10 protein-coding genes are annotated in these 13,234 nt (G+C 70.8%); all 10 read right to left on the bottom strand.

Annotated elements, in window-relative coordinates; all coding sequences use genetic code 11:
- Position 1: 1 nt before the first annotated feature.
- The 10 genes from tssH to ACAM42_RS03010 are packed head-to-tail and all read right to left on the bottom strand — an operon-like array spanning position 2 to position 13,206.
- The gene (gene tssH / locus ACAM42_RS03055) at positions 2-2,695 is read right to left on the bottom strand and encodes a type VI secretion system ATPase TssH (RefSeq protein WP_369631074.1); all 2,694 of its coding nucleotides are present in this window, start codon (positions 2,693-2,695) and stop codon (positions 2-4) included.
- A gap of 39 nt (positions 2,696-2,734) precedes the next feature.
- Complete coding sequence (tssG, locus tag ACAM42_RS03050; RefSeq protein WP_369631073.1) at positions 2,735-3,787, bottom strand: type VI secretion system baseplate subunit TssG; 1,053 nt, start codon at positions 3,785-3,787, stop codon at positions 2,735-2,737.
- Entirely contained in the window at positions 3,784-5,676 is a 1,893-nt protein-coding gene (gene tssF / locus ACAM42_RS03045; protein ID WP_369631072.1) for a type VI secretion system baseplate subunit TssF, read from the bottom strand. Before tssF ends, tssG begins: the two co-directional genes overlap by 4 nt.
- A 6-nt stretch (positions 5,677-5,682) precedes the next feature.
- Positions 5,683-6,198 carry a type VI secretion system baseplate subunit TssE gene (gene tssE, locus ACAM42_RS03040; RefSeq protein ID WP_062481207.1) on the bottom strand — a complete coding sequence of 172 codons (516 nt, stop codon included), beginning with the start codon at positions 6,196-6,198 and terminating at the stop codon, positions 5,683-5,685.
- Entirely contained in the window at positions 6,191-7,030 is an 840-nt protein-coding gene (locus ACAM42_RS03035) for a type VI secretion system accessory protein TagJ (RefSeq protein ID WP_369631071.1), read from the bottom strand. The genes tssE and ACAM42_RS03035 overlap by 8 nt, the downstream gene beginning before the upstream one ends.
- 28 nt (positions 7,031-7,058) lie before the next feature.
- Complete coding sequence (locus tag ACAM42_RS03030; protein WP_056584544.1) at positions 7,059-7,616, bottom strand: type VI secretion system tube protein Hcp; 558 nt, start codon at positions 7,614-7,616, stop codon at positions 7,059-7,061.
- Positions 7,617-7,670: 54 nt separating this feature from the next.
- A complete protein-coding gene (locus ACAM42_RS03025) occupies positions 7,671-9,689 on the bottom strand; it encodes a caspase family protein (protein ID WP_369631070.1) in 2,019 nt (672 codons plus the stop codon).
- Entirely contained in the window at positions 9,686-10,816 is a 1,131-nt protein-coding gene (locus ACAM42_RS03020) for a hypothetical protein (RefSeq protein WP_369631069.1), read from the bottom strand. The genes ACAM42_RS03025 and ACAM42_RS03020 overlap by 4 nt, the downstream gene beginning before the upstream one ends.
- Before the next feature lie 27 nt (positions 10,817-10,843).
- Positions 10,844-11,593: a hypothetical protein gene (locus tag ACAM42_RS03015; RefSeq protein ID WP_062482983.1), complete on the bottom strand. Its 750-nt coding sequence runs from the start codon at positions 11,591-11,593 to the stop codon at positions 10,844-10,846.
- Positions 11,594-11,622: 29 nt separating this feature from the next.
- Positions 11,623-13,206: a murein transglycosylase A gene (locus tag ACAM42_RS03010; protein WP_369631068.1), complete on the bottom strand. Its 1,584-nt coding sequence runs from the start codon at positions 13,204-13,206 to the stop codon at positions 11,623-11,625.
- Positions 13,207-13,234: the final 28 nt, after the last annotated feature.

Here is a 13,234-nt window from a genome sequence, read left to right as displayed (position 1 = left end):
GTCAGTCGAACGCGTAGGTGAAGTCGGCGTCCTTCACGTCCAGCGCCACGCGGCGGATCTCGCCGCCCGAGGCCAGGCGTTGCAGGTACTCGACCGAAATGGTGGGCAGCACGGTGTTGGTGAGGATCGCGTCGATCACGCGCCCGCCCGACTCCGGGTCCTGGCAGCGCGCGACCACCTGGTCGACCACCGCGTCGCTGTACTCGAAGGGCACGCCGTGGTTGGTTTCCACGCGCTTCTTGATGCGGCCCAGCTGCAGCCGCACGATCTTCTTCATCATCTCGGGCGACAGCGGGTAGTAGGGAATGGTGACGATGCGGCCCAAGAGCGCGGGCGGGAACACCTTCATGAGCGGCGCCTTCAGCGCGTCGGCCAGCGCGTTCGAATCGGGCAGCAGCTCGGGGTCGCGGCACATGCTCATCACGAGCTCGCTGCCGGCGTTGGTGGTCAGCAGGATGATCGTGTTCTTGAAATCGATCATGCGGCCCTCGCCGTCTTCCATCCAGCCCTTGTCGAAGACCTGGAAGAAGATCTCGTGCACGTCGGGGTGGGCCTTTTCCACTTCGTCGAGCAGCACCACGCTGTAGGGGCGGCGGCGCACGGCCTCGGTCAGGATGCCGCCCTCGCCGTAGCCCACGTAGCCCGGGGGCGCGCCCTTGAGCGTGGAGACGGTGTGCGCCTCCTGGAACTCGCTCATGTTGATGGTGATGATGTTCTGCTCGCCGCCGTACAGCGCCTCGGCCAGCGCCAGCGCGGTCTCGGTCTTGCCGACGCCCGAGGTGCCGCAGAGCATGAAGACGCCGATGGGTTTCTGCGGGTTGTCCAGCCGTGCCCGCGAGGTCTGGATGCGGCGCGCGATCATCTCCAGGCCGTGCTTCTGGCCGATGACGCGCTGGTTGAGCGTGTCGGCGAGCTTGAGCACCGCTTCGACTTCGTTCTTGACCATGCGGCCGACGGGAATGCCGGTCCAGTCGGCGACCACCGAGGCCACGGCCTGCTCGTCGACCGAGGGCAGGATGAGCGGCGACTCGCCCTGCACCGCGTGGATCTTCGTCTGCAGTTCGTGCAGCTCGGCCAGCAGCGTGGCGCGGTCGGGGCCGGCCTCTGCTGCCGCTTCACCGGCTGCCGGTTCATCGACCGGCTTGTTGCCCGCGCGCAGCTTGCTGCGCAACTCGAGCAGGCGATCGACCAGCCCTTTCTCTTCCTGCCAGCGCGCATTCAGCGCTTCGAGCTGCACCTTCGATTCGGCCAGCAGCGTGGCCACGAGCGCAGCGCGCTTGGTCACGTCGATGCCGATGGCTTCTTCGCGGCCGATGATCTCCTGCTCGACCGTGAGGCCTTCGATGCGGCGCATGCAGTCTTCGACTTCGGGCGGCGTCGCGTGCTGCGACACGGCCACGCGCGCGCAGGCCGTGTCGAGCAGGCTCACGGCCTTGTCGGGCAGCTGGCGCGCGGGAATGTAGCGGTGGCTCAACTTCACGGCCGCCTCGATGGCCTCGTCGAGCAGCTGCACGCGGTGGTGCTTCTCGAGCACGCTGGCCACGCCGCGCAGCATCAAGATCGCCTTGGTCTCGTCGGGCTCGGGCACCTGCACGACCTGGAAGCGCCGCGTGAGCGCCGGGTCTTTCTCGATGTATTTCTTGTACTCGGCCCAGGTAGTGGCGCCGATGGTGCGCAGGTTGCCGCGCGCCAGCGCCGGCTTGAGCAGGTTGGCCGCGTCGCCGGTGCCGGCCGCGCCGCCCGCGCCGACCAGCGTGTGGATCTCGTCGATGAACAAAATGATCGGCGTGGGCGAGCTTTGCACCTCGTCGATCACCTGGCGCAGGCGCTGCTCGAACTCGCCCTTCATGCTCGCGCCGGCCTGCAAGAGGCCGATGTCGAGCGTGAGCAGCTTCACGTCCTTCAGCTGCGGCGGCACGTCGCCGCGCGCCAGGCGCTGCGCGAAGCCTTCCACCACCGCGGTCTTGCCCACACCCGCCTCACCCGTCAGCAGCGGGTTGTTCTGGCGGCGGCGCATGAGGATGTCGACGATCTGGCGGATTTCCTCGTCCCGCCCGGTCACCGGATCCATCTCTCCCTTCTTGGCTTTCTCCGTGAGGTCGACAGCAAATTTCTTGAGGGCATCGCCCTTGCCCATGGCGGCCGGCGCCATGGCGCCCGAGTCTTCGCCGGGTGCACCGCTGCCCATGCCGGTGCCGTCCTGGGCACGCATCTGCGCTTCGGGCGAGGCGTCGCAAATCTTGGGGAAGTTGTCGGCCAGGTCTTCGACCTTGATCTTCTCGAACTGCTTCGACAAGCCGAACAACGGGTTGCGCAGGCTCTGCGTCTTGAGCATGCCCACCAGGATGTAGCCGGTGCGCACCTGCGCCTCGCCGAACTGCAGCGTGGCGTAGGTCCAGGCGCGCTCGATGGCGTTCTCGATGTGCGGCGAAAAATCGCTGATGGCGGTGGCGCCGCGCGGCAGGCGGTCGAGCGCGGCCGTCATGTCCTTGGCGATCACCGACACGTCGAGGCCGTAGTGCTGGATCACGCGGTGCAGGTCGGAATCCTGCGCCTGCAGCAGCTGGGCGAACCAGTGCTCCAGCTCCACGTACGGATTGCCGCGCATCTTGCAGAAGACGGTGGCGCCCTCGATGGCCTTGTAGGCCAGCGAGTTGAGTTTGCCGAAGAGGGCGGTGCGGCTGATTTCACTCATGGAGGACTCCGTATCTCTTCTGAACGAATGAAGATGGGTTTATTGAAAAGAGGCGGGCTGCGGCTGGCGCGCCCTCGACGGCTGGCTGGCAATGCGCACGTCGGCCGCATCGCGCGTGCGCGGGCGTTCGCCGAGCCACGAGACCCAGCCCAGGCGCGGGCCGTTGCCCCGGGCCTGGCCCAGGCGCGTGGGCGGCACCTGTACTTTCTCGAGCACCAACTGCGCGTCCCATTCGAGGGTGTCGCCGAGCAGCTGCTGCATCCAGCGCTGCAGCACGGGTTGCGCGTCGCCGGTGGGCAGGAACATGCGGTACTGGTCGACCGTGAGCGGCCCCAGGTGCAGGCGCACGCGGTGCTGGCGGTCCCACGCGCGCGTGCCGAGCATCGCGCCCATGCCCATCGCGCGCGAACTCTCGCCCTGCCCCAGCCGCGTGACCTCGTCCGTGGGCACGCGCATCCAGTGACCGACCCAGCGCTCCAGCTTCACCGGCACGCCGAAATAACTGCACAGCACCGACTCCACGCTTTCCGCGTTGTGCACGCGGCGCGCGAGCCAGCCCGAGAAGTGCAGGCGCGCGTCGTCGTGGATCTCGTCGCGGTCGATGCGCCCCGGCGTGCCGATGCCGACCAGCGCACCCACCTGCAGGCGGAAGCGGTCTTCGCCCGGCCGGTCGAGCGCCACGGCCGGCCGCGACTGCGCCCACGCGCGATAGAAGTGCAGCGAGAAGCGGTGCGAGAAGGTGTCGAGAAAGGCCAGCCAGGTCGGGTCGCCGTGGTTCAGGCTGCGCTCGCGGATGAAGTCGCTCAGGTGCACCGGCAGTGGGCCGTTCGGGCCGATGTAGCCGAAGAAGTGCTGGCGCAGGCGCGGCGGCGAATGCGCGGTGGCCGGCTCGAAGCGGCTGAAGCTGGCGGGCGCGAACGACAGCGACGGCTCCTGCCCCACGCGCACCGGCTCGGCGCTGGGCAGCAGGGCGCGGCCCCAGCGCGGCGTGGTCTTCGCGACGGACTCGATGCGCCGCATCACGGCGAAGTAGTCGAAGTCCCACGGCTGCGCCGACCACCCGCGCAGCGCCTGGTCCACCCGCGTGCTCACAGAATCTGGCGTGTCCCGCACAGCGGCCTCCAGCGCATGGCTTCGCCCTTGCCCGCGACGCGCAGCACGGTCTCGACGAAGTGGTTCACCTCGACATGGCGCGCCAGAAACTGCGCCAGCACGGCGCCGAACAGGAAGGCACTGTGGCCGTGGAAGGCGTCCTTGTCGACCTCCAGCGTCACCTCGAGCCCGCGCCCGAAGGCGATCGGGCCCGCGAGCGGCAGGCGCCGCGCCACGGGTTTGCTCTTGACCGACAGCAGCCCGCGCACCTGGCCCTGGCGCATCTCGTCGGCATGCACGGCGTAGAGCATGAGCGTCTCGCGCAGCGCGGCGGCGCCCTGCTCCGGCGTGCTGTCGGACAGCGACAGGTAATTGAGCGCCAGGTGATCGATGACGCGCCAGCCCAGCCCCTGGCTCACCACCGGCGACACCGGCCGCGACGGCCCGCGCACCATGCGCACGCGCTGCACGGGAAAGGAGTCGACGCAGTCGAAATCGTTGTCGCGTCCCAGCGGCATCAGAAGCGGCAGGTCGCGGTTGGTGCACAGCGCGGTCACGGCGAGCTGGCGCAGCGTGGCGGCGTACGGCGCCTGCTGCGGGTCGACGATCTGCATGTAGACCTCGGAGCCGATGTGGCTGCTGCGGTGGCCTTCGGTGCGCTGGCGCACCGAGAGCATGCGCGGCTCGCGCGTGGTCGTGAAGTAGGCCGGGTGGCTGTTGCGGCTGCCGTGGAAGGCCGAGTAGAACGGCCGGAACGGCTGCTCGGCCACCGCGGCGTCGGCCCCCGGCGCGCCGTGGCCGATGACCTCGGTGACGGTGTGCACCTCGAAGTCCTGCGGGCGCGTGCGGTCGGGCACCAGGTGGAACTGGCTCACGCCCTCGGTCACGGGCACGCGGTCGAGCCGCTTGGTGAACAGGTTGACGGCGGGCACGCAGTGCAGCTGCACGTTCTCGGCGCTCACCAGCTTCTCGAGCGCCGCATCGCCGCGCGAGAACAGCAGCACGATCTCCAGCTCGGTCACCGGCATCGTCGCGAGCAGCGCCTGCAGCCCGCCGATGCGCACGAACTGGAAGCGCTGCGGGAACGCGAAGTACTCCTGCAGCAGCCGAAAGCCCGAGAAGCCCGTGGCCGTGACGGGCAGCAGCGCCTCGTCGTCCCCGAAGCCGACCGCGCCGATGGCACTGCCCGGCAGGCTGCGCACCGCGCCCTGCAAGGCGCCGCCGGCCGTGAGCGGGCGCACCCACACGCCCACGGGCTGGCCGAGCGCGCATTCGTGCAGCTGCCAGGCCACGTCTTCCGCGCCGCCGAAGTGCAGCACCAGGTCGTCGAGCGCGATCTGGCTGAAGTCCAGCCCCGCCGTGGCGCGCAACGCGATGCGCAGGCCACCGCGGATGGCGCGCGACTGCGGGTGGGTGTTCAGCGGCAGGTCGGGCGCGTAGGTGAAGTACTGGGCGCGCTGCACCTCGATCGGCCAGATGCGCAGCGCGGCGGCGGTGCGGAACTCGCAGTGCGTGTTCTGCCCCACGGCCTGACGCGCGCGCAGGCCGGCGCCGCGCGGCAACGTGGGACCGACCGCGAGGTTGGCGTCTTCCGGGTCGGGCACGAACGACACCACCGTCATCGCCGGCGTGGGCGCCAGGAAGTGCGGGTAGACGATGTCCAGCAGGTGGCCCGTGAAGCGCGGGTATTCGGCGTCGAGCTTCAGGCCCACGCGCGCCGAAAGGAAAGCCGTGGCCTCGATCAGCCGCTCCACGTACGGGTCGGCGACTTCCTGGCCCTCGATGCCCAGCCGGTGCGCGATCTTCGGGAACGCACGGGCGAACTCCGAGGCGCTTTCGCGGAAGTAGCGCAGCTCCTGCTCGTACAGGCTCAGCAGCCGAGGGTCCATGTGGACTTACCTTGGGTTTTGCGCCATGTCCACGATCTCTATGCGGCCCTCTTCCAGATCGACGCGGCTTCGCATGAGGAACTCGAGCGGCACGGGCTGCGCCCACAGCATGCCGCGGATCTGCAGGCCGATGCTGTTGTGGGACTCCAGGGCCGGGCCTTCCATGACGAGTTCGACTTCGAGTGTGCGGGACAAAATGCGCGGCTCGAACTGCAGGATTGCGTTCTTCAAAGCCTGTTCCATGCTGACACGCTGCACCGACGAGGTGAACTGGCCAGACAGCATAGGCAATCCGTAGTTGATGACGGAGCGCGCGGCATTCGGGTGCTGCTTGTCGTCCATCGACAGACCGTGCCCCGTGGCATTGAAGAGCCAGCCGAGGTCGCGCAGCACGGCCTGGCGCAGCGCCTGCTTGGTGAGCGTGCGCTTGTCGTCGCCCTCGCGCTTCTCGTCGGGCGCGTGGTCGACGAGGCGATCGAGCAGCGAAGGCTGCAGCCGCTCCTGCGCGGTGAGCTCAGCCACCGCCGCTGCTTTCGCCGCCTTCGGCCGCATCGGCGGCGGCGGGCGTGAAGAGGATCTCGCGCACGTCCATCAGCGCGTACTCGCCGGCGTCGCTGCCGAGCACGCGCTGGCCGTAGCCGGCCCAGACCTCGGGGCGCAGCTCGCGCCACTCGGTCTTGCGCGCCAGGCGCAGCTCGCCGTCGTCCTGCGCCTCGGTGCCTTCGTAGCGCGTGGGAATGAGCGCCAGCGTTTCGCCGCCGTTCTCGAACTGCAGGTGCGCGGGCATCCAGACGCAGTCGCGCAGGTCTTCGGGCGGCTCGATCTTGATGTGCGCCAGGCGCGCGTAGGGAATCCAGTAGTACTTGCCGTTGACGAAGGCCTCGAGCACCGGGCCCAGGCGCATGTCGGCGTCGGCCAGCCACTCGAAGGGCACGCCGTCGATGGTGCCGGCGATGGCGGGCGCGCCGTCGAAGGCGCGCTGGCGCAGGTCTTCGGCCAGCCCGCTCTCGCCGCGGCCTTGCCGCAGCAGCGATTCGATGAGCAGTGCCAGCCATTCATCGGGCTGGCCGAAGATCATCGGCGTGCGCGTGCCGGCGAACACGTCGGCGCGTAGGCCTTCGCAGCGCACGGCCTCGCCGTACACCTGCTTCATGGGCACGGCGAGCGCATCGAGCTCGGCCGCGACGGTGAGCTGGTTGAGCGCGCGCTCCCACTGCCCGAGCACGCACAAGAGCTGCGCCATGAAGACGCGGTGCTTCGGGTCGGAAGGCTTGGCGCGCACGTCGTCGCTCAGGGCCTTGAGGGCGGCCACCGGGTCGGCGGCCTTGAGGAAGTCTGCGGCGGTCGTCGTCATGGCGGGGTGCTCCTGGAGGCGTTCGGATTCAGGTCCGGGTGAACTGGCATTCGCGCACCGCGCCGCGCGCGCCGCTGGTCTTCTGCGGCGCCGACTTGATCTTCACCGTGCGGTAGCTGATGGAGACCAGCTCCGAGGGCACGCCCCAGTGGCCGCCGGAGTTGAGCACCAGCCGGCAGATGCGCGCGTTCTCCAGCGAGATCTCGAAGGTCGCCTGCGCCTCGGGCGATTGCGGATCGCCGCCGGCCTTGTAAGCGCTGATGACCACCTTCAGGTCTTTTTCCTGCGCGCGCAGCAGGCTGGCGAGCGTGGCCGTGGCCGCGTCGCTGCGGCGCGCGACGACCAGGTTGTGGGGCACGACCTGGTTCTGCGCGGACGACTCGGGCACCTGCACCGACCAGTAGTAGCCGCCGATGTTCAGGCGCGCCTTGCCGTCGTCGAAGACGCGTTCGAGTTCGCCCTCGACGGGCGAGCCCTTGCTCTCGATCATCATGACCAGGTCGGTCTCGGCCGAGCCGGTGCCGATCAGTTCATAGAACTGCCGTGCGTCTTCGGGGCTCCAGGAGCCGTCTTCGAGAAATGCCATGTCAACCTCCGGATTCGGACAAAGAAAACTGGACCGGGACCACGCGCACCTGCCTCATGGCCGCGCACCACCGTCTGGCGTGCCAGCGCTCCTGCGCAGCAAGGCCGCGAACACCTGGCGCTCGCCGCCGGCGGCCGGCGGCTGGCCGCCGCGCACGCGCACCTCCGACACGTCGGCCTGCGCCGCGGTGGCCACGCCGAACAGGCGCGGCGCGCTGTGGGGCGCGGCGGGCACCGCCATGACGAGCAGGCGCGCCTCGCCGGCCGCATCGAGCCAGGGCAGGTCGAAACGCTTGACCGCCGGCTGCTCGGGCGTGCCGCGCTTGAAGCGGTTGGTTTCGCCAGCCCCGTCGGGGTACACCGCCTGCAGCGCGCCGCGCGCGTCGATGCCGGTGATGACGAGGTCGAGCGAACGGCCGCTGGTGTTGCGCACGTTCAGGCGCACGCGCTCGCCCGTCCGCAGTGCAGGCAGCACGCTCGCGGCCTCGGCGACGGGCACGCTGCGCAACAGCCGGTCGGCGCTCCAGACTTCGAGCGCGGCATCGAAACCGTCGAGCTGGCCACCCTTGGCATGGGCCTGCAGCTGGGCCAGCCACTTGAGCTGCGCCAGCGCCTGCAGGCGGCGGCGCAGCGCGGCCACGTCGGGCACCACGACGGTCGAGGCGGCGGTGCCGAACACGGGCGCGAGCGCTTCGAGGCGATGACCGGCGGGGCCGAGGTCGGTCCAGCGCACGTCGGCGCTCGCGGGGTCGTCGGCCAGGCGGATCGCAGCCGGGTAGTCGAGGCTCAGGCCGGCGGGCAACGGCTTGTCGGCGCGCACGCGCAGCGCTGTCGCGGCCGGCTCGGCAATGGGCGTGACGCTCCAGAACGCGCTGCCCGGCAGGTCTTTCAACGCCGCGGGCACGGCGAGCCAGGCGCCGCCGAGCTTGATCTGCGCGATGGCGGCCGGTGCACGGCGCACGGTGCCGTCGTCGAGCGTGGCGAGCACGCGCACCTCCTGCTGCGGCGCCAGGCCGTCGAGCAGGCCGGCCTTGACGGCCAGGCTGTCGCCGCTGCGCTGCGCGCCCCACACCGGGCGCGTGGACGCGGGCGCGCCGCTGTTGGCGAACAGCGGCGCATCGAGGTTGCCCTCGGCCACGGGCGACGGCAGCTCGCGCGTGGGAAAGCGCTGCGCGAGCTCGTCGATGACCGGCGGGTACAGCGCGAGCACGCCGTCGAACAGGTCGCGCCAGGTGGCAGGCTTGCGCGCCAGCGACTCGACCACGGCCCAGGTCAGGAGGCCCTGCGGCCGGGCGCTGCGCGCCTTGCGCGGCAGGCGCAGCTCGGGCGTGATCTGGTGGCTCTCGGACGCGAACAGCGCCACGTAGCGGGCGCGCGGCACGGCGTCGGTCGCGGCCGGCGGAGCCAGGGACCGTGCGGGCGACGCACCGCCCATGAGCTGCGTCGTGCGCAGGCCGCGCCAGCGCACCTCGTCGTCGGCCGGGCCCTCGGCCGTCGCGGGCGCATCGCCCGTGCCGCGCGTCATGGAGTTGGCGGAGCAGGTGTCGAACACCGAGGCGACGAACACGTTCTTCGCCAGGAAGGCCTGGATCCAGGCATCGAAGTCGACGTCGCGCAGGTCGCCGCTGAGCGCGGCATCGGCGCCGAGCGTGCCGCGCACGTCGCGCGCGAGAAAGTTCTCGGACAGGCCGTCGGGCTCCTGGTAGCGCTTGGCCACGTCGCGCAGGCGCGTGCCGTGGCCGGAGAAGTACAGCAGCACGAAGTCGCCGCTGGCCGACTGCGCGAGCAGTCGCGCCAGGGCGTCGTGGATGGCCTGCGATTCGGGCAGCGCAGCGCCCGGCACGCCGTCGGCGAGCACGGCGATGTCGGGCGCGGTGAAGCCCTGCTTCAGCAAGGCATCGCGCATGAGCATCACGTCGTTGCGCGGCGCCTGCAGCCACAGGGCCTGCGGTTGGTTGACGAGTTCGGAGACACCGACGAGCAGCGCGCGCTGCGCGGCCTGCGCGGCGACACCGCCCGCGCCCCACACCACCAGCGCGAGCAGGAACCGCAGGCTGCACGCGCGCAGGTTCATGGCGGCTCCGAAGCCGGTCCAGCCGACGCAACCAGCGGCGAAGTCGCGAGCACCGACAAAGCACCGACCGGATCGGCCACGCGCAGACGCCACACGCCATTGGGCCCCGGCCCGCCGACCACTTCGGCCGACATCGTGCGCAGCAGGCGATCTGCCTCGTCGATGCGAACGCCCTCGTTCCAGCGCACGACCAGGTTGGCCTGCGCCGCGACCGGCGCCGTGGGCACCGAGCGAAAGCGCACGTCGTCGTCTTCGGCGCCGCGCCCGCCGATGAGCCCCACGTTCTGGATCACCGCGAACAGCGCCACCGCCGCGAAGGCCGGGCGCGCCCAGCCTTCGGCGCCGAACCAGCGGCGGATGCTGCCCCACCAGCCGTCCTCCGGCCGCGGCAGCGGCCGGGCGGGCGATGGCGGCGGCGCGGCGGGGGCTTCGTCCTGCGGTTGCGCCAGCGCACGGCCCAGTTGCAGGCCGGCATCGCGGTACAGCGCCTGGTAGTCGGTGCGCGGGTCCTGCGGCCCGAGCGGCGTGCCCGAGAGCACCGAGAACGCGCCGGCCACGCCGCGCAGCGCGATGCGCCCGGGCTCGGGCGCGATGTCGGGCGCCGCGTGCGCGGCCCATTCGTCGTGCACCGCGCGGATCGCGGCAAGCCGCGTGGCCGACACCTCGCCGAGCACGCGCGCGGCCAGCTGCGGGCTGGGTTCGAGCGTGAGCACGTTCCAGGCCTGGACCACGCCGAACATCGGCTCGAAGGGCTCGTCGTCGGGCTCCAGCAGCACGTCGAAGGGGCCGGCCCAGTCGGGCTCGCCGGCGGCCATCCAGCCCTGCCAGAGGTCGCCGTGGATGCAGCGGTCGAGCAGCACGCCGAGCAGGCGCCCGTCGTGCACCACGCTCACGAGGCGGCCCGGCGCCCAGCGCGCGGTGAAGGCGCGCCGGGCGACAGCCTCGCGGCGCCGGGCCAATTCGGTCAAAGGGAGCAGCAGGTCCGACACCACCGGCGTGCCCGCGCCCGCGCCGCTGCCGTGCGGCATCGCGACGGGTGCGGCGTCCGGCGCGGCATCGCCGGGCGGCGCGCCGGTTTCGAACGCATGGCGGATCACGCTGAGCGGGGGCCAGAGGTCGGTGGTCATGGCGTCTGTTCCTGAATGGCTATGTCTTCAGACATAAGACGCTTCAGCCCCGAGGATTTTGAAAACCTGCAGGATCGCCGCCATGTTGTCGGCCTCGATGGCGATGCCCAGGGTCTGGCCGATCCAGCTGCCGATGCGGGTCTGCGCATAGCCGGCGCCCAGCCCTTCGCGCTTGTGCACGAGGCCCAGCCGGCCGGCGCGGTAGTGGTACGAGGCGATGGCGTGGCGCGAGGCCACGCCCGACAGCCCGCCCTCGGCCTCCTGCCCGAAGCCCTCGCACAGCAGGATGCGCTCGGGCTCGGGCAGCCCGGCGATGAAGGCGCGCGCCGCCAGCTGCACGGCCTGCGCGCTCAGGCCATGCTCGGCCAGGCAGCCGTCAAGGTCTTCGCCCGGGCCGAGTTCGTCTTCGAGCTGGGCCTCGGTGATCTGGTCGCCGATGGAGACCTTGCGGCGAAACGAACTGGCGCGCGTGCAGTCGATGAGGTAGCGGCGGAAGTACGCGCACAGCGCGAAGGCGGTGGACGGCGCGCTGTGGCCGGCGCGCTCTTCCGACTCGTCGGGGTCGGCATCGAGCCGCAGCACCTTCACGTAGATGAACTGCGCCACCAGCTCCTGCCGCCCCTCGCCCAGCACCTGCAGCTCGGGCGGATTGCAGGCCACGAGCGCATCGCCCACGATGCGGTACATGGTGCCCATGTCGTCCGAGGACAGCGTCTGCCGGCGCCGCCAGAGGCGGACGAGTTCAGAGCTTTCCGCGGACGAGAGGGTTTCCTGCATGAAGGGCCAAGGGCTCGAAAGAAAAGAGGTCAGTCGTCGACGCAGACGCCTTCCGTGGGCACCAGGCACTGCGGAAGATTGGCGCCGACCGGGCCGCCGCGCGTGCGGATCGCACCCGACACCGCCGCCTGCGCCACGGCCAGGCCGCGCGGCAGAAGAATCCACAGCTGCCCGCGCTCCTTCATGCGACGCGCGTTGGTGGCGGCCTGCTGGCCGTTGCCGAAGAAGTAGTCGGCCCGCACCGCGCCGCGGATCGCGCCGCCAGTGTCCTGCGCGATGGTCAGGCGCTGCATGGGCGCGCCGCTGCCGGGCGTGCGCGTCGACACGAACACCGGGTAGCCCAGCGGCGTGCTGCGCGGATCGACCGCGATCGAGCGGCCGGCCGACAGCGGCACGCCGAAGGCGCCCACCGGGCCGCCCGCGGGCGAGGTCGATTCCTTGAAGAACACGTAGCTCGGGTCCTTGATGCCGGAGCCGGTCACCGCGCCGGCCGTGCGCCGGCCCGGCACCACCACCGCGCCGCTGGCCGTGGGCCGCGCCAGCGTGAAGCCGCGCGTGCGGATCACGCTGTTGTCGATGGCGCCCGTGTCTTCGTCGTCGCCGTCGTCCAGCGTCAGCTCGAGCGAGCCGCCGCGCACCTTCACGGCGCTGCGCGGCTTGCCGTTGGCGGCCTGCGCGATGGTCGGGCGGAAGGGCTGGCCGTTCTGCTCGGCGTAGGCCACGCGCACGACTTCGCCGCTGGGCAGCTTGATGCGGCCCGAACCCTGGATCTGCATCTCGTACAGCGCCGTGGCGCTGCTCACGAAGGCCAGCACCTTGGCGTTGGGCGCGCCCTTGGTCTCGATCTCTTCGCGCGTGTAGTACGGCAGCAGGCGCTTGCCGTCGATGCGCAGGCGCACCTTGCGGTCGAGCGTGTCGCGGGTGATGGCCGAGAGGTCGAGCGCATACAAGCCCGGTGCACCCATGTCGCGCGTGTTCAGGCCGGTCTGCACGATCACATTGCGGCCTTCGACCTTCGCGGCCACCGTGCCGCTGCCGGCCGGGAGCTTGCGCGCATCGACGAACAGCATGTCCTCGGGCTGGCCGTAGACCGGGTAGATGAACGGCGCGACGTAGGTGCGGCTGCCCGCGATCTCGGGCTCGAAGTAGCCGGTGACCACGCCGTCGGGCTTGCGGTCGTCGTCGCGGATCTGATAAGCGGAGAACTCACTCTCGAAGAAGCCGCGGATCGCCTGCGTGCTCTTGCCGTCGACCTTCAGCGCGCGCTCGCACACCTCTTTCCACTCGGCGCCGCGGCCGTTGAGCACCTTGCAGCTGCCCAGGAAGGCCGGCCAGCTTTCCGAGAAGTCGTCGCGCGCCCAGCCCGGCACGGCGTCGAAGCCGACCGAGGTGTAGGTGGCGAGCTGGGTCGAGAAGGTGCGCGCCTGCCCGGCGACGCTGCCGCCGGTGGGGCGGGCCGGTGCGGTCGCGGGGTCGGCCGTGGTGGGCGCGGTGGTGGCCGTGCCCGTGGCGGTCGGCGGCGTGTTGGCGCAGGCGGCCAGCAGCACCAGCGCGACCACGGCGGCCGTTCGGCAAAGGGGAAGCGCGAAGTGCGGCGACGGTGACGTGTGCATGAAAGTCTCCTGGTCGTGTCGTGGAAAG

The sequence above is a fragment of the Variovorax sp. V35 genome, from assembly GCF_041154465.1.
In the GTDB taxonomy this organism is placed as follows: domain Bacteria; phylum Pseudomonadota; class Gammaproteobacteria; order Burkholderiales; family Burkholderiaceae_C; genus Variovorax; species Variovorax boronicumulans.
This window is presented reverse-complemented; position numbering and strand designations above follow the sequence as displayed.

Coding starts and splice junctions, on each gene's coding strand:
- ACAM42_RS03035 (WP_369631071.1), bottom strand. CDS start 7,030: ATGACGACGACCGCCGCAGACTTCCTCAAGGCCGCCGACCCGGTGGCC.
- ACAM42_RS03025 (WP_369631070.1), bottom strand. CDS start 9,689: ATGAACCTGCGCGCGTGCAGCCTGCGGTTCCTGCTCGCGCTGGTGGTG.
- ACAM42_RS03030 (WP_056584544.1), bottom strand. CDS start 7,616: ATGGCATTTCTCGAAGACGGCTCCTGGAGCCCCGAAGACGCACGGCAG.
- ACAM42_RS03010 (WP_369631068.1), bottom strand. CDS start 13,206: ATGCACACGTCACCGTCGCCGCACTTCGCGCTTCCCCTTTGCCGAACG.
- ACAM42_RS03015 (WP_062482983.1), bottom strand. CDS start 11,593: ATGCAGGAAACCCTCTCGTCCGCGGAAAGCTCTGAACTCGTCCGCCTC.
- ACAM42_RS03020 (WP_369631069.1), bottom strand. CDS start 10,816: ATGACCACCGACCTCTGGCCCCCGCTCAGCGTGATCCGCCATGCGTTC.
- tssF (WP_369631072.1), bottom strand. CDS start 5,676: ATGGACCCTCGGCTGCTGAGCCTGTACGAGCAGGAGCTGCGCTACTTC.
- tssH (WP_369631074.1), bottom strand. CDS start 2,695: ATGAGTGAAATCAGCCGCACCGCCCTCTTCGGCAAACTCAACTCGCTG.